Raw genomic sequence first — 25821 nt, forward strand, 5'->3', positions numbered from 1 at the left:
ATCTAATCCATTACGGACACAGGTACGCAGCGCGTCCCGCCGGGCGACCCTAGAATCGTGGTCGGGACGGCGAACTCGTCAGCGGTTTTCGCCGTCCATCTGCACGTTCTGGATTCCCGGCAGCTGAGGAGATGCGTAGTCGATGGTGGCGCTCACGGACATCCACGGCCCGGACGACCTGCGAGCGCTCGACGCGACCCAGCTCACCGACCTGGCGCAGCAGATCCGGACGTTCCTGATCCGCGAGGTCTCCCGTACCGGCGGTCACCTGGGCCCGAACCTGGGCGTCGTCGAGCTGACCATGGCCGTGCACCGGGTGTTCGACTCCCCGAGCGATGCGATCGTGTTCGACACCGGGCACCAGTCGTACGTGCACAAGCTGATCACCGGCCGGCACGACTTCAGCGCGCTGAAGCGCCGGGGTGGCCTGTCCGGCTATCCCTCACGCGCGGAGTCCGGGCACGACATCGTCGAGAGCAGCCACGCCTCCTCGTCGCTGTCCTGGGCCGACGGCCTGGCCAAGGCCAACCAGCTGACCGGCCGCGGCGACCGGCACGTGGTCGCGATCATCGGTGACGGCGCGCTGACGGGCGGCATGGCCTGGGAGGCGCTGAACAACATCGCCGTCGGCCAGGAGCGCAACCTGGTGATCGTGGTGAACGACAACGAGCGTTCCTACGCGCCGACCATCGGCGGCCTGTCCGAGCGGCTGGCCACGCTGCGCACCCTGAACAGCTACGAGAAGGTCCTCGACCTGGGCAAGTCGGTGCTGCAGCGCGGGGGCACGCCGGGCCGGCTGGCCTACGGCACGCTGCACGGCATGAAGAAGGGGATCAAGGACATCGTGGCCCCGCAGGGCCTGTTCGAGGATCTCGGCATCAAGTACGTCGGCCCGGTCGACGGCCACGACCTGGAGGCGATGGAGTTCGCCCTGCAGCGGGCCAAGGGGTTCGGCGGCCCGGTCATCGTGCACGCGATCACCGAGAAGGGCCGCGGCTACGCGCCCGCCCGTAACGACGAGGCCGACCAGTTCCACGCCATCGGCATCATCGACCCGGAGACCGGCAAGCCGGTCAGCAGCAAGTCCGGCCAGAGCTGGACCAGCGTGTTCGCTGACGAGATCGTGCAGATCGCCGACGAGCGGCCCGACGTGGTCGGCATCACCGCCGCCATGCTCATCCCGGTCGGCCTGCACCGCTTCGCGGAGAAGTACCCGAAGCGGGTCTTCGACGTCGGCATCGCCGAGCAGCACGCCGTCACCAGTGCCGCCGGTATGGCCCGGGGCGGTCTGCACCCGGTCGTCGCGGTCTACGCCACGTTCCTCAACCGCGCCTTCGACCAGGTGCTGATGGACGTCGCGCTGCACCGCGAGGGCGTCACCTTCGTGCTCGACCGGGCCGGCATCACCGGTGACGACGGTGCCAGCCACAACGGCATGTGGGACCTGTCGCTGATGAGCCTGGTGCCGGGCATCCGGATCGCTGCCCCGCGCGACGCCGTGCGGCTGCGAGAGCTCCTGCGCGAGGCCGTCGCCGTCGAGGACGGCCCGACGGTGCTGCGGTTCCAGAAGGGTCAAATGGTGGACGAGGTGCCCACCACCGAACGGATCGGCGGCATGGACCTGCTGCACCGGGAGGGCGACGAGGATGTGCTGGTCGTGGCCGTCGGCTCGATGACCGCCCTCGCTCTGTCCGTGGCCGAGGGGCTGAACCAGCAGGGCATCGGCGTCACCGTGGTCGACCCGCGCTGGGTGGTGCCGGTCGACGAGGCACTGCCTGCCCTGGCTGCGCGTCACCAGCTGGTGGTCGTGGTGGAGGACAACGGGGTGGCCGGAGGGATCGGGGCCCAGGTCGCCGCCGCGCTCGCCCAGGCCCGGGTGCCCACCGCGGTGCGCAGTTTCGGCATTCCGCAGGAGTTCCTCGACCACGCCAGCCGCGCCCAGGTGCTCGAGCAGGTCGGCCTCACCGCGCAGGAGGTCTCCCGCGAGGTCGTGGAGCACTTCTCCCGGCAGTCCGAGACAGCCATGGAAGACGTCCCCCGCGCCTGAGCACGCCCAAAATCCCTCGTGATCATGCAAAACCTCCCCGGAGTTCTAGAACTGTAAAGCCAAGAGTTCTAGAACGCCGGGGAGGTTTTGCATGATCACGGCAAGGGAGATTCGCGGAGGAGGGGGCTTCCCTACAGGGACGCGTGCCGGCCCCGGCGGTGCTGTCTGGGCACCGCCACCTCGTCCGCCGTCACCAGCAGGGGAATCTCCAGGCCCCGGTCGGGCTCGTCGGTGAGGTGCCAGGCGGCCTGCACGAAACCCGGGTCCATGTGCCGCAGGTCGTACCAGGCCCGCTGGCGGGTGGGGGAGGCCACGGCCCGCATACCCACCCCGTCGCCCTCGGCCAGGTGCCGGCGCAGGGTGCGGGAGGTCAGCAGGGCCAGCACGTCACAGCCGCCGACCGGGCGGATCACCCCCTGGCGACCGTCCCGCGAGAGCCGGGCCGCCGCGAGAGCACCCATGCGCTCGGTGTACTCGCGCAGGGAGGCCCAGGTCTCACGGCCCGAGACCTCGACCCGCTCGGCCAGGGACGGCGCGAGCGGCACGCACCGGTCGGGCTCGTCGAGCAGGCCGTAGACGCCGTACCCGAGTTCCAGGGCGCCGCCGGGCAGTGCCTGCACCGCCCAGTCCGGGCCCAGGTGGTCGACATGGCCGGGCGGCAGGGCGATCAGGCGCAGGGCGTCGCGGAAGGCGGCCGGGGCGTCGGCCCCCAGATCGGCGGCGACCCGGTGCAACCGCAGCAGGGCGGCCACGCGATGCCGGGCGGTCGCCCCCTCGGGGGCCTGGCCGCCGATGACCTGGCGAATCATCGACCAGGTGACCAGCACGCCGTCGGCGTCGGGCACGAACACCCCGTCGTTGCCGGGGGTCAGGTCAATGTCGTCGATGACGCTCACGGCGAGTACGCAGCGGCGCAGCGAGGTTCCGTCTGTTCCGATGACGTCGGGCATGAAGCCCACCGTAATAGCGGAGAGTGCCTTTGAAGCCACCAGAGCCCGGTCTGAGGCCCAATCGTAAACGCTGTGTACCCATCCGCCGGGGAATCCTCACCAACCGCACACCCAAGGTGACCGACCGTGCGTCCCCTGTCGTGCATCCCCTCAACCGTGATCAGGCAAAGTGTCCCCAGCGTTCTAGAACTCCGGGGACACTTTGCCTGATCACGAACGGAGGAGGGCGGCCCAGCGGGCCTAGACCGGCAGCGTCGACTCGCCCGCCGGCAGGAAGCGCCGGCCCAGCACCCGCTCGCTGTAGCCCTCGCGGTCCAGGTACGGCGTGATGCCGCCCAGGTGGAACGGCCAGCCGGCGCCCATGATCATGCACAGGTCGAGGTCCTGCGGGTGCCGGACCACGCCCTCGTCGAGCATGAGCCCGATCTCCTGGGTGATCGCGACCAGGGTGCGCTCGCGGATCTCCTCCCCGCTCGAGGCCCGCGAACCGGTCTCGAACAGCGCGGCCGTCTCCTCGTCCACCCAAGGCTGTCCGGAAGCGTCGTAGGACCAGATCGCCGGCTTGCCCGCCGCGACCAGCCGGCCGAGGTTCTCCGACACCCCGAACCGGTCGGGGAAGGCGCCGTGCAGGGTCTGTGACACGTGCAGGGCGATCGCCGGGCCCACCAGGTTGAGCAGCAGGAACGGCGACATCGGCAGGCCGAGCGGGGCCAGGGCGTCGTCGGCCACGTGCAGGTCGCTGCCCTCGTCGACGGCCGTGACCACCTCGCCCATCATCCGGGTCAGCAGCCGGTTGACGATGAACGCCGGGGCGTCCTCGGCCAGCACGCAGGTCTTCTTCAGGGCCTTGCCGAGCTGGAACACCGTGGCCAGCGTGGCGTCGTCGGTCTTGCTCGCCTTCACCACCTCGACCAGCGGCAGCACCGAGACCGGGTTGAAGAAGTGGAAGCCCGCCACCCGCTCGGGGTGCTCGAGGTCGGCGGCCATGTCCGACACCGACAGGGACGAGGTGTTGGTGAGCAGCACACAGGTATCGGGTACCACGGCCTCGAGCTCGGCGAGTACCTGCTTCTTCACGGCGAGATCCTCGAACACCGCCTCGATCACCACGTCGGCCCCGGCGAACGCGGCCTTGTCGGTGCTGCCCCGCACCAGGGCCTTCAGCCGGTTGCCCGCGTCGGGGCTCAGGCGGCCCTTCAGCAGCAGCTTGTCGATCTCGTCGTGGACGTACTTCACGCCTTGGTCGACGCGGGCCTGGTCGAGGTCGGTGAGGGTGACGGGCACCTTCAGCCGGCGCACGAACAGCAACGCGAGCTGGCTGGCCATCAACCCGGCGCCGACCACGCCGACCGACCCGACCTTGCGGGCCAGCGACTTGTCCGGGGCCCCGAAAGGCCGCTTGGCGCGCTTGTTCACCAGGTCGAACGCGTACAGGCCGGCCCGCAGCTCCGGGCTGGTGGCCATGTCGGCCAGCGCCTCGTCCTCGGCCGCGAAGGCCTCGTCGCGGCTCCCGGTGCGGGCCCCGGCGACCAGCTCGATCGCCCGGTACGGCGCGGGGGCCGCACCGCCGATCTTGGAGTCGGCGAACGCCCTGGCCTCGTCACAGGCCGCGGTCCAGGTCTCCTCGGAACGGTCCAGAGGCTCTCGAACAACCGCGATCTCACCCCGCAGCACCGCCGACGCCCAGAACAGCGACTGCTCCAGGAAGTCGGCGGGCTCGAAGATCGCGTCGGCGATCCCGGCCTTGTAAGCCTTGGGCCCGTTCAGCATGCGGTTGTTACTGAGCGGGTTCTTGATGATCACCTCGAGCGCGGCCGCCGGGCCGATCAGGTTCGGCAGCAGGTAGGTGCCGCCCCAGCCCGGGATCAGCCCGAGGAAGCACTCCGGCAGGGCGATGGCCGGCACGCCGCCCGAGATCGTGCGGTAGGTGCAGTGCAGGGCGATCTCCAGCCCACCGCCCAGCGCCGCGCCGTTCACGAAGGCGAACGAAGGGACCGGCAGTTCGCCCAGGCGACGGAACACGTCGTGCCCGAGCCGGGCCACCATCAGGGCCTCGTCGCGTGACCCGGAGCCTTTCATCAGGTTCAGGTCGGCGCCGGCGGCCAGGAAGAACGGCTTGCCGGTGACGGCTACCGCCACGATCTCGCCGTTCCCGGCTCTGGAGGCGACGGTCGTGAGGGCTTCCTCGAGGCTGCGCAGCCCCCGCAACCCGAACGAGGTGGGACGCGTGTGGTCGAGTCCGTTGTCGAGCGTGATGAGGACGAGGGTGCCGGCGTCGCCGGGCAGGCTGATGTCGCGGGCCAGCGCCTGCGTCACCACCTCGTCCGGGGTTGCCGCCTCGGCCTTTTCGCGAAGAGTGGTCACGCCGCGGCCCCCTTGCCGTAATCGGAGTGGTGCGGGTTCTCCCAGATCACCGAACCACCCATGCCGATCCCGATGCACATCGTGGTGAGGCCGTACCGCACCTCCGGATGATCCTCGAAATGCCTGGCCAGCTGCGTCATCAGCCGCACGCCGGAGGCCGCGAGCGGGTGGCCCAGGGCGATCGCGCCGCCGTCCGGGTTGACCCGCGGGTCGTCGTCCTTGATGCCGTAGAAGTCGAGGAAACTCAGTACCTGGACCGCGAAGGCCTCGTTGATCTCGAACAGGCCGATGTCGTCGATCGTGAGACCGGCCAGCTTCAGGGCTCTTTCGGTGGCCGGCACCGGGCCGTACCCCATCACCTCGGGCTCGACGCCCTTGAACCCGTAGCTCACCAGTCGCATCTTCACCGGCAGGCCCAGCTCGGCCGCGGTCTCGGCGTCGGCCAGCAGGCAGGCCGTGGCGCCGTCGTTCAGGCCGGCCGCGTTGCCCGCGGTGATGCGCCCGTGCGGGCGGAACGGCGTCTTGAGGCTCGCGAGTCCCTCGACGGTGGTGCCCGGACGCGGTGGCTCGTCGGCCACGGCCAGGCCCCAGCCCTGTTCGGCGCTGCGGGTGGCCATCGGCACCAGGTCGCGCTGGATCCGCCCGGCCTCGTACGCCGCCTGCACCTTGGCCTGGCTGGCCGCGGCGAACGCGTCGGCGCGCTCCTTGCTCAGGTGCGGGAACCGGTCGTGCAGGTTCTCCGCCGTCTCACCCATCACCAGCGAGGCCGGGTCGACGATCTTCTCCGACAGGAAACGCGGGTTCGGGTCGACGCCCTCGCCCATCGGGTGGTGCCCCATGTGCTCCACCCCACCCGCGATCACCACGTCGTACGCGCCGAAGGCGATGCCCGAGGCGGAGGTGGTGACGGCGGTCATGGCCCCCGCGCACATCCGGTCGATCGCGTAGCCGGGCACGCTCTTGGGCAGCCCGGACAGCAGCGCCGCGGTGCGGCCGATGGTCAGCCCCTGGTCACCGGTCTGCGTGGTGGCCGCGACGGCCACCTCGTCGACCTTCTCCGGGGGCAGTTCGGGATGTCTTCTCAGTAGTTCCCGGATGCAGCGCACGACCAGGTCGTCGGCGCGGGTCTGGGCGTAGATCCCCTTTTCACCGGCCTTGCCGAAAGGGGTGCGGACGCCGTCGACGAAGACGACATCTCTGGAAGTGCCGGGCACGTGACCTCCCCAGAATCATGAGCCGGCTCAGCTGCCGCCGGCGTTGGCGTAACCACCTGGATGCTACTCGCTAGTAACAGTAGGCGTGAAACCTCTCCGTCACCCGTTGTGAAGAGATTGCCCCGTAGGGGGAGACGTTACGCGCCCACCCGTTCGTGATCATGCCAAGTGTCCCCAGACCGAATCGCCGGTCCGGGGACACTTCGCATGATCACGAACGGGAGAATCGAGGACGCCCGTGGGCGCCCGGGAGTTACGCCTCGGGGGAGTCCTCGGTGGGTTCCGGGGCCGGTGTCTGCAGGGCCTGGACCAGGCGGTCGGTGATCAGGCCGATCTGCCAGGCGCGGGCGCCGGCGGTCTCCAGGCGGGCGCGCACCGCGCCCGGGGTGATCTCCGGGGGCGGCGTCCAGCTCAGGCGCCGCACGGTGTCGGGCGAGATCAGGTTCTCCACCGGCATGCCCAGCTCACCGGCCAGCTCGCTCATCGAGGCCCGGCAGGCCGCCAGCCGTGCGGCCGCGGCGGCGTCGCGCTCGGCCCACACCCGCGGCGGGGGCGGGCCCTCGCTGGGAAGGTGCTGCGGCGGCAGGTCGGAGTCGGCCAGGGACTTGGCGTGGGTCACGGCCTCGGTCCACTGACGGGCGTAGCGGCGGGCACCGCGACCGTTGAAGGCGGGCAGGGCGATCAGGCCGCTCTGCGTCGTGGGCATGGCCAGGGCGGCCTCGATGATCGCGGCGTCGCCGAGCACCCGGCCGGGGGAGAGGTCGCGCTGGCGGGCGATCGCGTCACGGGTCTGCCAGAGCTCGCGCACGGCGGCCAGGCGCCGGCGGTCCCGCACCCGGTGCATGCCCGACGTACGGCGCCAGGGGTCGACGCGCGGGGCCGGCGGCGGGGTGGCGGCGACGGCCGCGAACTCCTCCATCGCCCAGTCCAGCTTGTTCTGGCGGGTCAGCTCGGCGCAGACGGCGTCGCGCAGGTCGACCAGCACCTCCACGTCGAGCGCGGCGTAGCGCAGCCAGGGCTCGGGCAGGGGGCGGGTGCTCCAGTCGACGGCCGAGTGTTCCTTGGCCAGGCTCAGGCCGAGCATCTCCTCGACCATCGCGGCCAGGCCCACCCGGGGGTAGCCGGCCAGGCGGGCACCGAGCTCGGTGTCGAAGATCAGGCGGGGGCGCAGGCCCACGTCGTAGAGGCAGGGCAGATCTTGGGAAGCCGCGTGCAACACCCATTCGGCGTCGACGATCGCGGCGTTCAGCCCACTCAGGTCGGGCAGGGCCACCGGGTCGATGAGCGCGGTTCCCGCGCCCTCGCGCCGCAGCTGCACCAGGAAGGCGCGCTGGCCGTACCGATGGCCGGAGGCTCGCTCGGCATCCACCGCCACCGGACCGGTACCGGACGCGAAAGCGTCGATGACCTGGTTCAGGGTCGCGATGTCGCTGACAACCGGCGGAACACCGTCCCGGGGCATGTCGAGACGCTCCAGCACGCGCTCTGCCGCACGCTCGCTGTCGGGGCTACCGGCTGCCGGGGCGCCGTCCGGGGTCAATGAATCGCTCCTCCCTTCGTCAATCGACACAAACCCCACCGTAGCCTGCCGCCTGCCGGTGTCGCCTGTTCTACTGCGTCACGTGCAGTGTGCGATGCGACTCGCCAGTGACGGATGGGGCCGTCTGGGCCCTGCCACGCAGGCCGGACGGGAGTCCGACCGACCTTGTCAGGGTGCCACCGATCGGGGTCCGTGTCCGGGGCAGCGCCGGGCCGTTGCCAGAGCGTGACCCGTGTCACTCTCCCGCCCCGTCCGGCGTTGCTGTCCCCATATCACCCGATCAAGGCGCAGAAATCGAGCCTTTTCTCGCGGAAGCCGAAATTGATGACGAGGTTGTCCTTCCGGCGCCCGGGGCACCTCAGTGGGTGACAGCGAGTGGCCGGAGGCGGCCGGGTCAGGCGATGACGCCGGAGCGCAGCGAGGTCGCCACCATCTCCGCACGGTCACCGGTACCGAGTTTGCGGGCGATCCGGGCCAGGTGGCTCTTCACGGTCAGGGCCGACAGGCCCAGGGCCACGCCGATGTCCTTGTTCGACTTGCCCTCCGCGACCAGCTGGAGCACCTGGATCTCGCGGGCCGAGAGCGAGTCGACGCCCTCGCCGCGGTCGGCCGATGGACGCGGTGTGCCGGTGCCCGCGGCGGAGACCACATAGCAACGGATGCCGGCACCCACGGCGGCGCGCACGCTGTACGGGTCGTCGCTGGTCGCGACCACCATGCCGCGCTGCCAGCCGGCCTGGCGCAGTTCCCGCACGAGAGCGATGCCGGAGCCGTCGGGCAGGCCGGCCTCGGCCACCACCAGGTCGGCGATGCCGGCGGCGGCGCGCTGACGGGCCTCCGCGACGGTGCTGATCTCGAGAACGTGACGGGCGCCCATGGCCCGCAACGTGTGCGCCACGGTCTCGCGCACGGCAGGACTGTTGACCACGACCATCGCGGCGAACCGGCCCGGCCGCGGCACCGCCACTCCAGTTCGCTCCACGAGTGTGGTCACCTCAGCCTCCCAGGGTTGGCCCGGCCAGGCTGGACATCAGCTGCCGGAGTGAATGCTCCCCAAGAGGGTCGGCACCGCCCGGTGTCGACTTGAGAACGGCCGGACCCGCCGGTGTGCACCGTCCAGAGCCCGTACGGCTAGTTCTCGCGGTGGCGGCGTTCGCCCCTGTCCATGATCACGGAAGAGAAAGGGGCGGAGGTGGGCCGGGGCTGGGATGGGATGGGTCAGGCCTTGCGCTTGCGGGGGAGGGTGGTCACGCCCGGGGTCAGGGGTGGGAGGCCACCTACCGTGCAGAGCAGTTCCGACCAGGCGGTGAGGTGCACCACAACGTCGTCGACCGGGGTCCAGGAGGCCCGCAGTTCGATGTCGACCGTGGGGGTCTGCCCGGCCAGCGCGCCGAACGACTCCGACACCACGCGGGTGATCGTGCCGCCGGAGGCCCGGTGCTCGGCACCGGCGGCGGACAGTGACTCCTGCAGCCAGGCCCAGCCGACCTGGCCCATCAGCGGGTCGGTGGCCAGGTCGCTCTCCAGTGCCGCGCGGATGAAACTGACCACGCGGTAGGGGCCCTCCCAGGGTTCCGGCGACGACGGGTCGTGCAGCAGGACGAACCGTCCGGTGGCCAGGTCCTCGTCGTCCTCGGAGACCACGTCCGCCGAGAGCGCCAGGGCGAAGGGTGCGATCCGCTGGGGTGCGGGAACCTCTTCCACCACTACTTCCGGGCGCAGCTTGGCGGCGCGCAACCGCGAGACCACGTCGAGGAAATCCTCGGGGGCTTCGTCGGACATCCTCATGGCAGCCACGCTCGCAGCGTACGGTGACGGATCGCCACTATCGGGGACGACGCGCCCAATCCCGGGGCCGGCCCCAGCCTTTTCGCGCACACCGTGTGACGACACCCGCCGGATCCGAGGCCCGGGGTGTGCGCTGCGGTGCCCGTCCACCGGGAAAGACCTGAGAGAATCGGCCGGTGCCCACCGAGTCCCCGGCCCTCTCCGTCGCCGCCCGTGATCCCCGTCTGAACGATGCGCTGCTCCTGTCCGCGGCGCGTCGCCGGCAGCCCCCGGTGACCCCGGTGTGGTTCATGCGGCAGGCCGGGCGCTCCCTGCCGGAGTACCTGAAGGTGCGCGAGGGCATCCCGATGCTGGAGAGCTGCCGCCGGCCGGAGCTGGTCACCGAGATCACCCTGCAGCCCGTGCGGCGGTACGGGGTCGACGCGGCGATCTTCTTCTCCGACATCGTGGTGCCGCTGAAGGCCGTCGGGGTCGGGCTCGACATCAAGCCGGGCGTCGGCCCGGTGATCGAGCAGCCGTTCCGTACCCGCGCCGACCTCGAGCGCATCCCCGAACTGCACCCGGGCATGATCGACGACATCGCCGAGTCGGTGCGTCTGCTCACCGCCGAGCTCGGTGCCACCCCCCTGATCGGGTTCGCCGGGGCGCCCTTCACCCTGGCCTCCTACCTGGTCGAGGGCGGCCCGAGCCGCGACCTGGCCAAGACCAAGGCCCTGATGTACTCCGACCCCCAGCTGTGGGCCGACCTGCTGGCCCGGCTCGCGCAGATCTCCGGCGAGTTCCTGCGGGTGCAGGTCGCGGCGGGGGTCAGTGCCGTGCAGTTGTTCGACTCCTGGGTGGGTGCCCTGCCGCTGGCCGACTACCTCGCCCAGGTGCAGCCGGCGTCCGCGAGCGTGCTGAGCGCTGTGCGCGAGCTCGACCCCGGCGTTCCCCGCATCCACTTCGGGGTGCAGACCGGCGAGCTGCTCGGGGCGATCGGTGAGGCCGGGGCCGACGTGGTCGGGGTGGACTTCCGGGTGCCGCTCGACGAGGCCGTCACGCGGATCGGGCCGGACCGGGCCGTGCAGGGAAACCTCGACCCGGCGCTGCTGTTCGCCCCGCGCGAGGTGCTCCGCGAGCGGGTGCACGCGATCCTGGAGGCCGGCCGCGCCGCGCCCGGGCACATCTTCAACCTGGGGCACGGGGTGATGCCCGGTACCGACCCGGACGCGGTGAAGTTCGTCGTCGACACCGTGCACGCCTGGAAGCCCGCACGGACGTAAAGATCTTCCACGTACTACCTCGTGTAGTACCCGCCTTCGGAGCGCCCGGGGACACCTCGTACCGTCAGGCGTAGTGATCCCTCCGGAAGGGCCGTTCGGCCCTGGCCGGGTGTACCCGGTGACCGGGAAGGATCGAGGCATGAGGAAGGGACTGGACGCCATGGAGCAGACCACCGCGGTGCGGCGGTTCGTCGTGGTCGGTGGAGGCATCTCGGGGCTGGTCGCGGCCTATCGGCTGGCGACCCGGGCCGACGCGGCAGGGCAGCCGCAGAGCCGCACCGAGATCGTCGTGCTGGAGTCGTCGCCCACGATCGGTGGCAAGCTCGCGGTCGCCGAGGTGGGCGGTGTGACGGCGGACGTCGGCGCCGAGTCGATGCTCGCGCGCCGTCCCGAGGGCGTCGGCCTGCTGAGTGAGCTCGGCCTCGACGACGAGGTGGTGCATCCCCGCGCCGCGTCGGCCTCGGTGCTCTCCCGCGGCAGCCTCTACCCCCTGCCCCCCGGCACGGTGATGGGTGTTCCCGTCGACCGCACCCGCCTGCGCGGGCTGGCCGGGATCCTCGACGAGGAGGAAGTGGCCCGCGTCGGGCACGAGAGCCGGCGTGAGGTGCTGCGCGTCACCGAGGACATCGACGTGGCGTCGTGGGTGACCTGGCGGATGGGCCGGGCCGTGGTCGACCGCCTGGTCGAACCGCTGCTGGGTGGTGTCTACGCCGGGAACGCCGACCGGTTGTCCCTGCGCGCCACCGTTCCGCAACTGTGGCAGCGGGCCCGGGCGGGTCGTCCTCTGCTGGACACCTACACCCAGCCCGAGACGGCCGGCCCCGGCGGGCCCGTTTTCGCCGGGCTGCGTGGGGGTGTCGGTCAGCTACCGCTGGTGCTGGCCCGCAGAATTGAGGACGCGGGCGGTGAGGTGCGTACGGGAGTCACCGTGCGGGGGCTCACCCGTACCGAGCAGGGCTGGCGCCTGGAGACCGGTCCGGCGAGCGCCCCGGAGTTCCTCGATGCCGACGGCGTGATCCTGGCGGTCCCACCGGCCGCGGCCGCCCGGCTGCTGGCGGCCGAGGTGCCTGCCGCGGCCGCCGATCTCGGCGCGGTGGAGACGGCCAGCGTGGCCGTGGTCGCCGCCGCCGTGCCCCGTGAGCAGCTGGACGGCGTCACCGGGACCGGCCTGCTGATCCCGCCGATCGAGAACCGGTTGATCAAGGCCGCCACCTTCTCCTCGAACAAGTGGCGCTGGGTCAGCGACGAGCAGCGGTCCGAGAACCTGATCGTGCGGCTGTCGCTGGGCCGGGCCCGTGAGGAGACGGTGCTGCAGCGTGACGACACCGAGCTGTCCGACCTGGCCGTGGCCGAGCTGAGCGACGTGCTGCGCCGTGCGGTGCGGCCGGTCGACACCCAGGTGGTGCGCTGGGGCGGCGCGTTGCCGCAGTACGCGGTCGGGCACCTGGACCGGGTGCAGCGGATCCGCGAGGCTGTGGCCGGGGTGCGGGGTCTGGCGGTGTGCGGCGCGGTGTTCGACGGCGTGGGCATCCCGGCCTGCATCGCCGCCGCCGACCGGGCCGTGCACGACCTGGGCACCACCGTGCGAATCGATCTGCGCACCCTGGCCAGCGGGCCACGGGTCTGACACGAGAGAATCGAAGAATGAGCCAGACTGAAACTGCATCGCACGCCGCACCCGACGCGGAGAAGATCAACGGCACCATTCGCTACACGATGTGGTCGGTCTTCGCCGCGAACCGGCTGCCGGGCGACGCCGAGGACCGCAACCTCCTGATCGAGGAGGTCGAGGCCTTCTTCGCCGGCCTGGAGGCCAAGGGCGTCGAGGTGCGCGGCGTCTACGACCTCTCGGGTATGCGCGCCGACGCCGACATCATGGTGTGGTGGCACTCGGACGACATCACCGCGCTCCAGGCCGCCTACAAGGCGCTGCTGCGCACCGAGCTGGGCTCGTACCTGGAGGGTGTCTGGTCGAACGCCGGCCTGCACCGCCCGGCCGAGTTCAACCGCGGCCACGTGCCCGCGTTCATGTCGGGTGAGGACCCCAAGCCGTTCATCTGCGTGTACCCGTTCGTGCGCAGCTACGAGTGGTACATCCTGCCCGAGCAGGAACGCCGCGACATGCTGATCGAGCACGGCAAGGCGGCCCGCGGCTACGCCGACGTGCGCGCGAACACCGTGGCGTCGTTCGCCCTGGGCGACTACGAGTGGCTGCTGGCCTTCGAGGCCGACGAGCTGCACCGCATCGTCGACCTGATGCGTGACCTGCGCGCCACCGACGCGCGCAAGCACGTGCGCGAGGAGATCCCGTTCTTCACCGGCCTGAGGATGAGCATCGGCGACCTGGTCAACGCTCTGCCGTAACAGCTTTCGGCTGTGATTCGACTGCCGCGGGCCGGCGCATCGGGACGTGCGGGATGCCGTCCTCGAGGTACTCCGGCCCGGCGGCGGCGAAACCGAACCGCGCGTACCAGCCGACCAGGTGGGCCTGAGCGTCGAGCACGACCGGGCCCTTCGCGCGGTCGAGGGCCGCGGTCATCAGGCGCCCGGCCAGCGACCGGCCCCGGGCGTCGGCGCGGGTGCAGACGCGGCCGATGCGCAGGGCGTCCTCCGGGTCCCGGAGCACCCGTAGGTACGCCGTCGGCCCGATCTCGTCGTCCAGCCACAGATGCTCCGTGCCCGGCTCGACGTCACGACCATCGAGCTCGGGGTACGGGCATTCCTGTTCCACCACGAACACGTCGACCCGCAGCTTGATCAGGGCGTAGGCCGTGAGCGGGTCGATGCCGGTCCAGGGGGCACGGTGCAGGGCGGGGCGCGGTTCGGTCACGCCCGGATGGTGCCACCCGGGCGCCCCTTCGGCGTAATCCGGCCGTGATTCAGCCCTGGGCCGGCTCCCGCCGGATGCTGATCGAGTTGATGCAGTACCGCTTGTCGGTCGGCGTGGCGAAGCCCTCACCCTCGAACACGTGGCCCAGGTGCGAACCACAGTTCAGGCAGCGCACCTCGGTGCGCACGGAGCCCAGGGACCGGTCTTCGATGTACTCGACCTTGCCCTCGGCCGCGGGGGCGAAGAACGACGGCCAGCCACAGTTGCTGTCGAACTTCTCGGTGCTGCGGAACAGTTCCACACCACAGGCACGGCAGGTGTAGACACCCTCGCTGTGGTCGTCCCAGTACTCGCCGGTGAAGGCCCGCTCGGTGCCCGCCTCGCGGAGCACCTGGTACTCCTGCGCGGTGAGCTTCTCGCGCCACTGGTCGTTCGTGAGCTGCAGCGGGTAGATCTTCTGGGTGTTGTCGGTTGCCATGAACGCCTCAACAAGGTTGTCCGCCGGGTAGTTCCCGAGCCTAGACGAAGGCTCTCGCAGCCGCGGTGACCAGCACCGCGACCACCAGGCAGAGCAGGTGCCCACTGCCCCGCAGTGCCCGCAGCAGCAGTGCCGCGCCCAGCCCCGGCAGGAGCGTCCAGTCCGCCGCCTGCCACCCCGGGCCGGTCAGGTCGACCACGAGCAGGGCAGCCAGCAGCACGGCCGGCAGCGTGGTGATCATCGCCTCCAACGGCGCTGGGAATGTCCGGTCGCCGAGCACGGCCGGGCCGATGCCCTTGAAGGCCACGTTGATCAGCGCCAGGGCGATGACGGCGGTCAGGATCATGCCGGTCCCTCCCGCCGCGGGGGCCTCAGTACTGCGGGGGCCGCGGCGAGCGCGGCCGTCAGCAGAGCCACGCCGGGCGGCACCACCAGACAGGCGGCGCCGGCCAGGACCCCGGCCAGGGCGGCGTGGGGCAGGCAGCCCGGACGCGACCGCACGGTGTCGAGCAGCAGCAGCGCGAAGAAGGCGGGGAAGACCATGTCCAGGCCCCAGGCGCGCGCGACGTCGGTCGAGGGCACGAGCAGCGCCCCGCACGCCGTTCCGGCGATCCAGGCCGGCCACTGCACGAGCGTGGCGCCGAACAGTTTCGGGCGGTCGGTCGTGCCCTCGTCGCGCTGGGCGGCGACCCACGAGCCGTCGACCACCGCCTGTCCCTCCAGTGCCCGCCGCAGCGCCCCGCCGTGCAGGTACCGGGCCGTGGCCGCGCCCATCGGTACGAACCGCAGGTTGATCAGCGTCGCGCTCGCCACCGCCGTGACCGCCCCGGCGCCCCCGTCGAGGGCCGTGGCCAGCGCGAACTGGGCCGATCCGGAGAACGTCACCACCGAGGCCAGTACCGCCAGCCAGGGCGGCCAGCCGTGCTGGACGGCGAACGCCCCGAAGCTCACGGCCAGGGCGAACGACCCGGCCGCGAGGCCCACACCGACGGCGAATCCGCCGCGCCAGCCTTCCCGCATCCTCATGCCACATGGTCTAAACCCATTTAGGTCATGTAGCATTTCCAGTTGTGGACCGGGAGCGCGAGTGGCAGCTGATCGGCGGTCACCTCGCCCTGGACCTGTGCAACACGGTGGCCTGGCGGTCCGACCCGGCCCGGCGGGTGGACCGGATCGCCGCCCCGGGCGGGTTCGCGGGCTGGTTCGCCCACGCCACCGGGCACCCGGGGACACCGGACGATCCGGTGGGCACCCGGTCGCTGAGGGACGCCCTGGGCGAGGTGCTCGACGCCCACGTCGAGGGCACGACCGGGGACGGGCGGGCCGGGGCCGCTCTCGGCATCGTGCTCGGTGCCTGGCGGGCGGCTCTGGCCGCGGCCGAACTGGTTGAGACAGAAGCTTTTTCCCTGCCTTTGACCCTGGCTGGCAGGACCCGCCCAGAGGGGATGGGCGTCCACCATTTTCTGGCTCTCTCGGTGGGGGAGCTGCTGTTCTCGGACGCCGTGCGCCGCGTGCGCCGCTGCGAGGGTCCCGGTTGTGGGTGGTTCTTCCTGGACACGACGCGCAATCACAGCCGGCGCTGGTGCGACCCGGCCGACTGCGGCAACCGGGTGCGGGTGCGGGCCTACGCGCAGCGACGGCGCTCCGGCACGGATGCCTGACGTAGGCCTTCTCAAGTTTCGGGGTCACCCGTTCGGACGTACCGTCACGGTGAGTACAGAGCGCTCGTCCCATTGCGCATGCTTCGGGGAGATGACACCCATGACCAGTGACACGAATTCCCGCCTGCCGATTCCCCCTCACGACCGGCCGACCAGAGATTCACTCCAGCAGCCGGTCAAGGGGGCGCCCGTCGAGGAGTCGTGGCACGAGCAGGAAGCCCCGGCGGCCGTGGCCGATCCGGGAGGCACGGCCCAGGCCCAGCCGGCCTCGACCGCCCGCACCGCTCCGCCGCGCGGGTACGACGCGCCCACCCGCACGGCTCCGGCCTACGCGGATCCTGACTACGTGGAGCCCGGTTACGAGCCCGGTTACGCATCCGACGCTCCGCGCGTGGCCACCACGCCGCCGCCGGCCGCCCCGGTGACCCGGACCGCCAGCGTCTCCTCACCGGGCCGGATGGGTTTCGGCATCGGGGTTCTCGTGCTCGGTGTACTGCTCGGCATCTCCGCCCAGCAGGCCGACAGCACCGGCATGCTGCTACGCGTGCCGGCCCTGCTGGCGGCACTGATCATGGTGGCGCAGGGCATTCAGCTGATCCTGCGCGGGCTGCCGCGCGAGACCGAGGTCGAGGTGGTCGAGGTGATGGACGACTCCGACCCCTCGCACGCCCACACCTCGGTGCGCCCCCGCCCCTGGGCCGGGATGGCCGCCCTGCGCACCGACCCGGGTTCGCTGGGCCTGCCCGCCCTGGTGATCGTCCTGGCCGTCTGGCTGGGTCTGGCCGACCTGCGCGTCACCGACGCCTCGTCGTCGTTCAGCAGTCTCTCGATGCTGTCGGCGTTCGTGCTGTTCGCGCTCGGCTGGACGATGATCCCGCCGCGCCGGCAGTAGGCCGGCCGTAGCCCGTCCACCCCGTGAGAAGGCCCGCCGTCCCCGAGGGGAGGCGGGCCTTCTCACGGCGTGGGGTGTGGGGGTCAGCCGAGGAAGCTGCTGCCCGCGTACACGTGGAGCACGGGCACGCCGAGAGCCTCGCGGGCGCGGGAGGCCCAGTCGGTGTGGAACGTGTCTTCCACCGCGTGCGGGCGGGTCACGATCATCACCTCACGCACGGTGTCACCGGCCCCGACCTTCTTCTCCAGCACGGCCACCGGGTCTCCCTCGACGACCTCGCCCGTGGCGGGGGTGCCGGCGGCGGCGAACGCGGTCAGCGACCGGGCCAGGGCCGCGGCGGCCTCGGTGCGGGTGGGCTCGTCGTCACGGCGCACGGCCTCCAGGGCCTCGCGCAGCTGGAACAGACTCAGGTGGTCGAGCACGTCGGCGAGCAGATTGCGCTCGACGTCGGCGGGGACCAGCAGGTGGTAGGTGAGCTGCTCGTCCGCGTGCACCGAGGTCAGGCGGAGCGCGTCCTCCTCGCTCAGTGCCTCTTCGGTCAGAACCAGGATCGACGATGTCTCGGTCACGGACCCAGCCTAATGGGGCCGGGCCCTCGACCACCGGTCCGGGCGGCGCCACCACTGATCACGAACGATCTCTTTCTTGTTCGTGATCATGCAAAGTGTCCCCGTCTCCGGACGGTGCGGGGGTGCCCGACATCGCTGTGCGGCCGGGAGGTCGGCAGTATGGGGGGCATGAGCGTTGCGGAGACGGCTGGAGTTGCTCGATGAGCCCGCTCGGAGGTCAGCAGGTGCCGGACGGCGTGCGCAGGATCGCCCTGGCCGCGGCGGTCGCGGGCGCTTCGTCCGCGGTGGCGGCAGGGGTCGCGGCGGCCGCGGCGGCTACCGTGTTCGCCCGCCGGGTGGTCACGCCCGACGCGAACCGGCCGGACAATGTCGAGGTCGTCGCGGTGACGGACGAGGCGGTGACGTTCCGGGCCGGCGACGAGACCATGATGGCGGGCCGGTACGGGGTCTGGCAGAACGGCGGGAAGACCCACGTGCGCGTGGGGGAGGTGACCCGCCACGACACCGCGGCCGGCACCCTCACGCGTCCCCTGATCGGGGTGGACGCGGGAAGGCTGCGGCCCGGGCGGGCCCGCCTGAACCACTACTACTACTCCGGTGACCCGTTCACCGCGCTGGGTCTGCCGTTCGCCGACGTGACCGTGGAGGGCGACTCACTGCTGCCCAGCTGGGTGGTGCCGGGTGCACAGCTGAACACCTCGGCGCCCGCGTCGGTGGGCACGACAGCCGTGGTGGACCGCGCGGCCGTCACCGAGGGGCGCAAGGCCGACCTGGCGTCCCTGCCGCCGACCGGGAGCACCTGGGCGATCCTCGTGCACGGCCGCGGCGCCACCCGGGAGGAGTGCCTGCGGGCCCTGCCGGTGCTGCACCGGCTGGGCGTGACCTCGCTGGTCGCGGGCTACCGCTCGACCGCCGGGCTGCCGCTGACCGCGCCGCTGCAGACCGCGCGCTACCACCTCGGCGACACCGAGTGGCGCGACGTGGAGGCGGCGATCGTCTACGCCGCCGAGCACGGCGCGCAGGAGGTCGTGCTGGTCGGCTGGTCGATGGGCGGGGCGATCGTCATGCAGACCGTGGCCCGCTCGTGGACGGCCGACCGGGTCAAGGGGATCGTGCTGGACGCCCCGGTGATGGACTGGCGGGACACGCTCGCCCACCAGGCCCGGATGAACAAGCTTCCGTCGGTCGTGGGCCGGCTCGGGCAGAGCGTGCTGTCGCACCGCTCGGCGTGGCGTCTGGCCGGCACCGAGGCACCCGTCGACCTGGACCGGCTGGACTGGGTCACGCGCGCGGCCGAGGTGCGTCACCCGATCCTGCTGATCCACAGCAAGGACGACGAGTACGTGCCCGCTGGCCCCTCGCAGAAGTTCGCCCAGGCCCGTCCCGACCTGGCCACCTACCTGTCGATCGACGGGGCGCGGCACTGCAAGGAGTGGAACGTCGACCAGACCGCCTGGGAGGCGGCCGTGGCCCGGTTCCTGTTGCGGCTGTAGAAGCCCGACCACTGACGTGAGGACGTCAGTTGTTGGGGACGTGTTGCACGAGCCAGCGCCCCAGCAGGACGTCCTCGGCCGCGATCAGGTGGGCGGGACGCGCCCGCACCATGGCCGGCGGGCCGACGGCGATGCGCGGGCCGTCACCGGCCACCATCAGCGGGGCCCAGGTGAGGCAGAGCTCGTCGACCTTGCCCTGGGCCAGGGCCTGCCCGAGCAGGGACGGGCCGCCCTCCAGCAGGATGCGCCGGAACCCGCGCCCGGCGAGTACGCGCACCGCGTCGTCCAGGTCCACGTCGTCGTCACCGGCCACGATCACCTGGTCGCGCCCGGCCAGATCGCGCAGCCGGGCCAGATCGGCCTGGGCGGTGGTCACCACGAAGGTGGGGGAGGAACCCTCGAACAGGCCGTTCCCGCTGGGCACCTGGCCGCTGCGGGTCACCACGGCCAGCGCGGGCGCGGGCCGCTGACCCCGCGCCCGGCGGCGGTCGGCGAACGCCTCGTCGGTCTGCGGGGCGCCGTAACCCTCGGCGCGCACGGTGCCGGCGCCGACCAGCACCACGTCGGAAAGACCGCGCAGCACCTTGAAGGTCGCCCGGTCCACCGCCCCGCCGAGCGAACCCGAGACCCCGTCCGGGCCGCTGGCCGAGCCGTCCAGCGTGCTGACCATGTTGGCCCGCACCCAGCCGCGCGAGGACACCGGTTCGGGGTAGGCGTACAGGTCGGCCAGGGCCTGCACCGTGGGTTCCGGATCGGTGGTGAGATTGCCGACCTCGGCCCGTCCCGGCAGCAGGAGCTGCAGCACGGTCACGGGGCCGTGCCCTCCTTCACCTGGCGCTTGATGCGCGCCAGCATCCCGGCCATACCGCGCAGGCGCAGTGGGCTGACGGCCTCGGACAGGCCCAGACGATGGGGGACGTCGTCGGGCACGTCGAGGATCTCCTGCCCGGTCAGTCCTTCCAGACCGGCGGCGAGGATGCTCGCGAACCCGCGCGTGGTGGGGGCCTCGGGCGGGGCGTCGAAGTAGACGTGCGCCGGTTCGTCCAGGGTGGCGCCGGTCTCGACCTTCACGAACACCGGCGACTGGCACTCGCTGACGGCTTCCATCGCGTCGTGGTCACCGGCGTACTTCGCGGGCAGGAGGGGCAGCTCCCGGCTGAACTCCAGGAGCAGCTCGAGACGGTCCTTCTGGGTGAGCGCGTGGAAGTCGTCCACGATCTCGGTGAAGGCGGGGGGCAGGGCAAGGCCCTCTTCCGTGCTCGATGTGTCTGCCACGAGGCGATCCTGTCATGTCGGGCGACGCTCCGGGATACCCCGGGCTTCCGGGTGCCGTCAGGCGTCTGGGAATCTGTCCGGCATGAACATCGCCCGGAAGGGGCCCGGTACCGGAGCCCGGTCCCCTCGTGCCCGACTGCAGTCGTCCGCCCCACGTCAGAGCCTGAATGGAACCTGGCGGTTCCGGTGGTCCCGAGGGCTCGCCGTGGCTCCTGCGGACGCCTGGACCCAGCCGGAGGGCGGGGTGCCCGGCGACGACTGGACCGACATCACGGTTCCCGCCCACTGGGTCTTCGAGGGGCACGGTCAGCCCGCCTACACGAACACCCGGTTCCCGTTCGCCATCGACCCGCCCCACCCGCCGGACGAGAACCCGATCGGCGACTACCGCCTGGTCTTCGACGCCGCGGACGAGTTCCGGTCCGGCGCCGTGCTGCGCTTCGACGGCATCGAGTCCGCGGCCGAGGTCCGGCTGAACGGTGAGCTGCTGGGTGAGACCCGGGGCAGCCGCCTGACCCACGAGTTCGACGTGACCGGCCGGCTGAACGCCACGGGCAACGTGCTGGCCGTGCGGGTGGCCCAGTTCTCCGACGCCAGCTACCTGGAAGACCAGGACATGTGGTGGCTGCCGGGTATCTTCCGCGACGTCGACCTCCTGGCCACGCCCGCCGACGGCATCTGGGACGCCTTCGCGGTCACCGACTACGAGGCGGCCGACGGTACGGGCACGATCGATCTGTTCATCGATGCCGCCGGGGCCGACGTGCGCCTGCTGATCCCGGAGCTGGACGTCGACCTGGACGCCTCGTCCGGCGGGGTGATCGGCGTCGGTGAGGTCGAGCCGTGGTCGGCCGAGAACCCGCGCCTGTACACCGCCACGCTCCAGTCGCCGGGTGAGACCGTGACCCTGCAGCTGGGTTTCCGCCGCATCGAGGTGAAGGACTCGGTGCTGCTGGTCAACGGCGCACCGATCCAGTTCCACGGCGTCAACCGGCACGAGCACGACCCCGAACGCGGCCGGGTGATGTCGCCGGAGCTGATGAAGCAGGACCTGCTGCTGATGAAGCAGCACAACGTCAACGCCGTGCGCACCTCGCACTACCCGCCGCACCCGGACTTCCTGGCGCTGACCGACGAGCTCGGCCTCTATGTGATCCTCGAGTGTGATCTGGAGACGCACGGTTTCGAGGAGATCGGGTGGAAGCAGAACCCCAGTGCCGACCCGGAATGGCGCTCGGCCTACGTCGACCGCATGCAGCGCACCGTGCACCGCGACAAGAACCACGCGAGCATCGTGATGTGGTCGCTGGGCAACGAGGCCGGCACCGGCACCAACCTCGAGGCGATGGCCGCCTGGACGCGGGCTTTCGACCCCTCGCGACTCATCCACTACGAAGGTGACTGGAGCAGCGCCTACGTCGACGTCTACTCGCGGATGTACGCCTCCTTCGAGGAAGTGCGGCAGATCGGCGAGGAGGTGCTCGTCCCGGCTCCGTTCGACGCCACCGCGGCGCAGATCCACCGGCGCTCGCTGCCGTTCATCCAGTGCGAGTACGCGCACGCGATGGGCAACGGCCCGGGCGGCCTCCAGGAGTACGAGGAGCTGTTCGACCGTTACCCGCGCCTGGCGGGTGGTTTCATCTGGGAGTGGATCGAGCACGGCCTGGCCGTGACCGGCCCGGACGGGCGCCGCGGCTACGCCTACGGCGGCGACTTCGGCGAGGACGTGCACGACAGCAACTTCGTCATCGACGGCCTGGTCAGTGCCGACCGCGAGGTGCGGCCGGGCCTGGTCGCCCTGGCCCACTGGTACTCGCCGGTGCGCATCGAGGTGCTCGAGGCGTCCGTGCGCATCACCAACCGGTACGCCTTCGCCGACCTGAGCGGGTTGCGGTTCGTCTGGTCGACCGACACCGGGTCCGGCGACCTGAAGGTCGGCGACGTTCCCGCCGGCCAGAGCGCCGAGGTGCCGCTGCCCGACCTCGACCTGCCCGAGATCCTCACGGTAGAGGCTCTTCTGGCCTCCGACACGGCCTGGGCGCAGGCCGGGCACCCGGTCGGCCGGGGCCAGCGGCTGTGGCTGAACCCGGTCGAGGCGCCCGCCGATCTGCAGGCCCCCGCCCCGGAGGCGTTCGACCCGGTGACGCTGCACCTGCGCTCGCTGGGCGGCCTGACGCTGGACGGCCCGCAGGTGGGTGTCTGGCGCGCCCCGACCGACAACGACCGCTACCCCGGCTGGGACGAGCGCGACCTGCCGCCCTATGCCGAGCGCTGGCACGTGGCCGGGCTGGACCGCGCCCGCACCCGCGTGGTGTCGTCGTCGTGGGACGAGGACGCGCTGCGCGTGGCCACCCGCACGACCCCAGCCGGCCGGGACTTCTCGATCGACGCCGACCTGGTCTGGCGCCGGGCGTCCGCGACCGCCCTGACCCTCGATGTCACGCTCACCCCGGGCGGCGCCTGGCCGGTCGACTGGGCGCGACTGGGGCTGGACTTCGTGCTCGAGGGCGCGCCGACGGGCCTGGACTGGCAGGGTCAGGGCCCCGGCCCGTCGTACCCCGACCTGGCCGCGGGCACCTTCTGGGGCTCGCACTCGGTGGAGGCCGAGGGTCTGTACACGCCGCACGTGAAGCCGCAGGAGAGCGGCGCCCGGGCCGATGTGCGCGAGGCCGTGATCCGCACCTCGGGCGGTGCGCTGAAGGTCACGGTGCTCTCGGCGCAGGGCGTGGCCGTGACGGTCTCCCCGTGGAGCCGCGACACCCTGGCCACGACCGCGCACCATCACGAGCTGGAGGCCGACGGGCGCACGTACCTGTCGCTCGACGTGTTCCAGTCCGGCGTCGGCACGGCCACCTGCGGGCCGGGCGTGCTGCCGCGCTACCGGCTCGCCCCGCGGCCCGGCCGGGTGACGCTGCTGCTCGAAGAGGCCTGAAACCGGTTGCTGCCGTGCCGGTCGTTCTGGCACGGTAGGCCCGAGGCCTGGTCGGGGCATCCTTCGTGAGCCTTCGGGCTCAAACCTTCGGAGTTTGCCTGCCCCGGCGATCTCCTCACGACCTACGGACCGGTCCCTCGGACCGGTCCGTATTTCGTTTGCCGCCGGGGATCAGGCACTGGCACCGTGATGACGAGGCCTGGCCGGGACATCCTTCGTGGGCCGTGAGGCCCGGTCTGCAAAACCCCCTGTCCCGGCGATCTCCTCGTCCCGAACCAGCACCGGAGGCCGGACATGACCACGCACGAGCACATCGCTTTCCGGCGGTGCCGCGTGCTGCTCGCCCCGGGCGGCCCGCAGCCGTCGGCCGAGCTCGCCGTGGCCACCCTCGACGAGCTGCGCAACGCCGGACTGGTGGTCTCCGACCCGGAAGACCTCACCGCCGGCTGCGCCGACCGGGTGAAGCAGTGGGCGGCCTGGTCGCGGGCGGAACGCGGCCAGAAAGGGGATTATTCGCCGCTCTTCGCCGGCTTCCCGGAGCAGCTGCCCACCTTCGACCGGAGCCGGCTGCGGTTCGGCCTGGGATGGGTGCGCCTGGCCGTCCGGGCCCTGCGCGGCGGCGGGGCGGTGAACGACGCGGACGTGCGCGCGGCGACGGACTTCTCCAGGATCGGCTGGTGGCCCGCGTCGTCCGTGCCGCAGGATCCCGACCGGGCGCTGCTGGACCGGGAGTTCCGGCGCACGCTGCCGGGTGACGAGCTCCAGCAGCTCACGGTCGTGCGGCTGGTGTCCGACGACGAAATGCGGCGTCTGCTGCAGGATTTCGCGCTGGGCTGCCTGGCTTCACCGGGATCGCTGCGGGACGACGTGCGGGCTGATCTCGACGCGGTGCTCGACGGCCTTCTGCCGGCGCTCCCGGCCCTGGAAGAGATTCCGTTCCTGGAGACCCGGACCCTGGTGATGCGCCGGGTGTTCGCCGCCGACCCGCGGCGCCTGCCCGGTCTCGGCGCCACGCCCGACGACCTGCTGCGCCTGTTCGCCGACCTGACCGGCAGCGACGTCTCGCTGGGCACCACCATGACCTACCCCCGGTTCACCCGGGCCCAGCGGCGGGCCGTGGTCGCGGCGCTGGAGGCCTCGCCGCGGCTGGGCGATGTGTTCCGGCGCCGCGGGCTCTGGCTCGCGGTGGCCCGGGGGCTGCACCTGAAAGAGTTCGACGCGCCCCGCGTACAGGAGGTGTTCGGGCGGTTGCGCTCGACCCGGCGGGACGCGACCAGTCTGCCCTCACGGGTCGAGGCCCGGCTGGCCGCATCCGAGATCACCGCTGCCGTGGACCTTCTCGCGGGGCAGGCACCGGGTCTGCTGGTCCGTCAGCTGCGGCGGCTCGTGCACCTGGCGGTCGAGCACGACCAGGTGGCGCCGGTGCTCGGGACGGTGGCGACGGCGCTGGGGCCGGTCCCGCCCCGGGTGCTCTGGGCGGCCCACGGCCAGTTCCGCGACAACGGCGCCACCTACCCCCGGCTGGCGATCAACAAGTCCGGCGGTGCGCTGCGGGTTCCCGGCCCGGAAGGGCACCTGGCCGTCGGGACCGACGTCCAGAAGCAGGTTCTGGCCCTGCTGGAAGGTGCGCTGACCGCGCACCAGGAGGCCCGCGAGACCACGTCGGAGCTCAAGCTGGCCGGCGCCAGGGTGTGGATCGACCCGGCGCTGGAGAATGTGCTCCTGCCCGATCAGCTGCGGTCCACGGCGCCCGGTCTGGTGCAGGTGGAGCGGGGTTCCCGGCTGGCCCTGGGGCAGGCTCCGGTGCTGCGGCTGTTCCTGCACTGGCGCGAGCCGGCGGGGGCCCGGTCCGACCTCGACCTCTCGCTGCTGGCGCTGGACGAGAACTTCCGGCTGGTCGAGCAGGTGTCCTGGACGAACCTGGGCAACGGCGCGATGACGCACTCCGGTGATCTGACCAGTGCTCCGGTGGGGGCGCAGGAGTTCATCGACGTGCGGCTCGACGCGGCCCGGGCACGCAGCGGCTGGCGGTACCTGGTGCCGGCCGTCTACCGCTACTCCGGTCCGGTGTTCGGTGAACTGCCGGAGGCGGTGCTGGGCTGGATGCTGCGGGAGCAGTGCTCGGCCGACCACGCCACGTTCGACCCGTCCACGGTGGTCAACGCGTTCGCGCTGGCCGGCCGGCAGCCGCAGGCCCTGCCCATGCTGGTCGACCTGGCGAACGACGAGGTCGTCCAGCTGGATCTGTACACCGCGCGGGGGTTCCGGAACAGCGTGGAGAACACGGCGATCCCGACCGGGGAGCTGGTGGCCGGGGTGGTCGCGCGGGCGGCGGTGAAGGTGTCCACGGCCTCGGCGGTGCGGCACGCGGTGGCGGCTCGGGGCGGTGTCGTCGTCGGTGAAAGAGAGCAGGCCACGGTGACCTTCGGCCTGGACGACGACTGTACGTTCGACGCGCGGTCGCCGCAGGAACTGCTCACCGAACTGGTGTGAACGCCCCGGTGGGCCGGAGACCCGGCCCACCGG

22 protein-coding genes are annotated in these 25821 nt (G+C 71.6%); 9 read left to right on the forward strand and 13 right to left on the reverse strand.

The annotated features are described in order from the left end of the window. The first annotated feature begins 142 nt into the window (after positions 1-142). A complete protein-coding gene (gene dxs / locus QSK05_RS17935) occupies positions 143-2047 on the forward strand; it encodes a 1-deoxy-D-xylulose-5-phosphate synthase (protein ID WP_285598384.1) in 1905 nt (634 codons plus the stop codon). Between the two features lie 131 nt (positions 2048-2178). Here the strand turns inward: dxs and QSK05_RS17940 are convergent, their stop codons facing one another. The 6 genes from QSK05_RS17940 to QSK05_RS17965 form a co-directional block, all read right to left on the reverse strand. Continuing rightward, the gene (locus QSK05_RS17940) at positions 2179-2997 is read right to left on the reverse strand and encodes a hypothetical protein (protein WP_285598385.1); all 819 of its coding nucleotides are present in this window, start codon (positions 2995-2997) and stop codon (positions 2179-2181) included. A 240-nt stretch (positions 2998-3237) separates the two neighbouring features. Beyond that, positions 3238-5361: a 3-hydroxyacyl-CoA dehydrogenase NAD-binding domain-containing protein gene (locus QSK05_RS17945; protein WP_285598386.1), complete on the reverse strand. Its 2124-nt coding sequence runs from the start codon at positions 5359-5361 to the stop codon at positions 3238-3240. Next, positions 5358-6575, reverse strand: a complete 1218-nt coding sequence (locus QSK05_RS17950; RefSeq protein ID WP_285598387.1) for a thiolase family protein — start codon at positions 6573-6575, stop codon at positions 5358-5360. Before QSK05_RS17950 ends, QSK05_RS17945 begins: the two co-directional genes overlap by 4 nt. Positions 6576-6828: 253 nt before the next feature. Further along, on the reverse strand, positions 6829-8037 hold the full coding sequence (locus QSK05_RS17955; RefSeq protein WP_352301878.1) for an HRDC domain-containing protein: 1209 nt from the start codon (positions 8035-8037) through the stop codon (positions 6829-6831). Positions 8038-8509: 472 nt separating this feature from the next. Continuing rightward, entirely contained in the window at positions 8510-9109 is a 600-nt protein-coding gene (locus QSK05_RS17960) for a response regulator transcription factor (protein WP_214155468.1), read from the reverse strand. Positions 9110-9333: 224 nt separating this feature from the next. Continuing rightward, complete coding sequence (locus tag QSK05_RS17965) at positions 9334-9903, reverse strand: DUF3000 domain-containing protein (RefSeq protein WP_285598782.1); 570 nt, start codon at positions 9901-9903, stop codon at positions 9334-9336. Between the two features lie 176 nt (positions 9904-10079). On the opposite strand from QSK05_RS17965, the gene hemE reads away from it, so the two are divergent. The 3 genes from hemE to hemQ all read left to right on the forward strand — a co-directional run bounded on the left by hemE (position 10080) and on the right by hemQ (position 13529). Continuing rightward, positions 10080-11165, forward strand: a complete 1086-nt coding sequence (hemE, locus tag QSK05_RS17970; RefSeq protein ID WP_285598389.1) for a uroporphyrinogen decarboxylase — start codon at positions 10080-10082, stop codon at positions 11163-11165. A 139-nt stretch (positions 11166-11304) separates the two neighbouring features. Continuing rightward, on the forward strand, positions 11305-12792 hold the full coding sequence (gene hemG / locus QSK05_RS17975; RefSeq protein WP_285598390.1) for a protoporphyrinogen oxidase: 1488 nt from the start codon (positions 11305-11307) through the stop codon (positions 12790-12792). A gap of 17 nt (positions 12793-12809) precedes the next feature. After that, entirely contained in the window at positions 12810-13529 is a 720-nt protein-coding gene (gene hemQ / locus QSK05_RS17980) for a hydrogen peroxide-dependent heme synthase (protein ID WP_285598391.1), read from the forward strand. On the opposite strand, the gene QSK05_RS17985 is transcribed toward hemQ, so the two are convergent. Genes QSK05_RS17985 through QSK05_RS18000 form a run of 4 tightly spaced genes read right to left on the reverse strand, consistent with a single transcriptional unit; the run spans position 13513 to position 15499 of the window. After that, positions 13513-13995 carry a GNAT family N-acetyltransferase gene (locus QSK05_RS17985; protein ID WP_285598392.1) on the reverse strand — a complete coding sequence of 161 codons (483 nt, stop codon included), beginning with the start codon at positions 13993-13995 and terminating at the stop codon, positions 13513-13515. The two genes, hemQ and QSK05_RS17985, sit on opposite strands and share 17 nt — an antisense overlap. A gap of 49 nt (positions 13996-14044) precedes the next feature. Continuing rightward, on the reverse strand, positions 14045-14473 hold the full coding sequence (msrB, locus tag QSK05_RS17990; RefSeq protein ID WP_285598393.1) for a peptide-methionine (R)-S-oxide reductase MsrB: 429 nt from the start codon (positions 14471-14473) through the stop codon (positions 14045-14047). Positions 14474-14513: 40 nt separating this feature from the next. Beyond that, positions 14514-14819, reverse strand: coding sequence for an AzlD domain-containing protein (locus tag QSK05_RS17995; protein ID WP_285598394.1), 306 nt, complete (start codon positions 14817-14819; stop codon positions 14514-14516). Next, the gene (locus tag QSK05_RS18000; protein WP_285598395.1) at positions 14816-15499 is read right to left on the reverse strand and encodes an AzlC family ABC transporter permease; all 684 of its coding nucleotides are present in this window, start codon (positions 15497-15499) and stop codon (positions 14816-14818) included. Before QSK05_RS18000 ends, QSK05_RS17995 begins: the two co-directional genes overlap by 4 nt. A gap of 44 nt (positions 15500-15543) precedes the next feature. Here QSK05_RS18000 and QSK05_RS18005 point away from each other — a divergent pair, with 44 nt between their 5' ends. Continuing rightward, positions 15544-16134: a CGNR zinc finger domain-containing protein gene (locus tag QSK05_RS18005; RefSeq protein WP_285598396.1), complete on the forward strand. Its 591-nt coding sequence runs from the start codon at positions 15544-15546 to the stop codon at positions 16132-16134. A 100-nt stretch (positions 16135-16234) separates the two neighbouring features. Continuing rightward, positions 16235-17026, forward strand: a complete 792-nt coding sequence (locus QSK05_RS18010; protein WP_285598397.1) for a hypothetical protein — start codon at positions 16235-16237, stop codon at positions 17024-17026. An 83-nt stretch (positions 17027-17109) separates the two neighbouring features. Here QSK05_RS18010 and QSK05_RS18015 read toward each other — a convergent pair whose 3' ends face one another. Next, positions 17110-17595, reverse strand: a complete 486-nt coding sequence (locus QSK05_RS18015; protein WP_285598398.1) for a hypothetical protein — start codon at positions 17593-17595, stop codon at positions 17110-17112. A 200-nt stretch (positions 17596-17795) separates the two neighbouring features. Here QSK05_RS18015 and QSK05_RS18020 point away from each other — a divergent pair, with 200 nt between their 5' ends. After that, positions 17796-19088 carry an alpha/beta hydrolase family protein gene (locus QSK05_RS18020; RefSeq protein WP_285598399.1) on the forward strand — a complete coding sequence of 431 codons (1293 nt, stop codon included), beginning with the start codon at positions 17796-17798 and terminating at the stop codon, positions 19086-19088. A 25-nt stretch (positions 19089-19113) separates the two neighbouring features. Here the strand turns inward: QSK05_RS18020 and QSK05_RS18025 are convergent, their stop codons facing one another. Further along, complete coding sequence (locus QSK05_RS18025; protein WP_285598400.1) at positions 19114-19899, reverse strand: pyrimidine reductase family protein; 786 nt, start codon at positions 19897-19899, stop codon at positions 19114-19116. Beyond that, positions 19896-20363, reverse strand: coding sequence for a SufE family protein (locus QSK05_RS18030; RefSeq protein ID WP_285598401.1), 468 nt, complete (start codon positions 20361-20363; stop codon positions 19896-19898). The genes QSK05_RS18025 and QSK05_RS18030 overlap by 4 nt, the downstream gene beginning before the upstream one ends. Positions 20364-20445: 82 nt before the next feature. On the opposite strand from QSK05_RS18030, the gene QSK05_RS18035 reads away from it, so the two are divergent. Both QSK05_RS18035 and QSK05_RS18040 read left to right on the forward strand, forming a co-directional pair. Further along, a complete protein-coding gene (locus QSK05_RS18035; protein WP_285598402.1) occupies positions 20446-23295 on the forward strand; it encodes a glycoside hydrolase family 2 TIM barrel-domain containing protein in 2850 nt (949 codons plus the stop codon). A gap of 294 nt (positions 23296-23589) precedes the next feature. Beyond that, positions 23590-25788, forward strand: a complete 2199-nt coding sequence (locus QSK05_RS18040; RefSeq protein WP_285598403.1) for a TerD family protein — start codon at positions 23590-23592, stop codon at positions 25786-25788. Positions 25789-25821: the final 33 nt, after the last annotated feature.

Origin of the sequence: Kineosporia sp. NBRC 101731 (assembly GCF_030269305.1) — a bacterium.
GTDB lineage: Bacteria > Actinomycetota > Actinomycetes > Actinomycetales > Kineosporiaceae > Kineosporia.

Coding starts and splice junctions, on each gene's coding strand:
- QSK05_RS17940 (WP_285598385.1), bottom strand. CDS start 2,997: ATGCCCGACGTCATCGGAACAGACGGAACCTCGCTGCGCCGCTGCGTA.
- QSK05_RS17995 (WP_285598394.1), bottom strand. CDS start 14,819: ATGATCCTGACCGCCGTCATCGCCCTGGCGCTGATCAACGTGGCCTTC.
- QSK05_RS18020 (WP_285598399.1), top strand. CDS start 17,796: ATGAGCCCGCTCGGAGGTCAGCAGGTGCCGGACGGCGTGCGCAGGATC.
- QSK05_RS18000 (WP_285598395.1), bottom strand. CDS start 15,499: ATGAGGATGCGGGAAGGCTGGCGCGGCGGATTCGCCGTCGGTGTGGGC.
- QSK05_RS17965 (WP_285598782.1), bottom strand. CDS start 9,903: ATGAGGATGTCCGACGAAGCCCCCGAGGATTTCCTCGACGTGGTCTCG.
- dxs (WP_285598384.1), top strand. CDS start 143: ATGGTGGCGCTCACGGACATCCACGGCCCGGACGACCTGCGAGCGCTC.
- QSK05_RS18040 (WP_285598403.1), top strand. CDS start 23,590: ATGACCACGCACGAGCACATCGCTTTCCGGCGGTGCCGCGTGCTGCTC.
- hemG (WP_285598390.1), top strand. CDS start 11,305: ATGAGGAAGGGACTGGACGCCATGGAGCAGACCACCGCGGTGCGGCGG.
- QSK05_RS17955 (WP_352301878.1), bottom strand. CDS start 8,037: ATGCCCCGGGACGGTGTTCCGCCGGTTGTCAGCGACATCGCGACCCTG.
- QSK05_RS18035 (WP_285598402.1), top strand. CDS start 20,446: ATGAACATCGCCCGGAAGGGGCCCGGTACCGGAGCCCGGTCCCCTCGT.
- hemQ (WP_285598391.1), top strand. CDS start 12,810: ATGAGCCAGACTGAAACTGCATCGCACGCCGCACCCGACGCGGAGAAG.
- QSK05_RS18010 (WP_285598397.1), top strand. CDS start 16,235: ATGACCAGTGACACGAATTCCCGCCTGCCGATTCCCCCTCACGACCGG.
- msrB (WP_285598393.1), bottom strand. CDS start 14,473: ATGGCAACCGACAACACCCAGAAGATCTACCCGCTGCAGCTCACGAAC.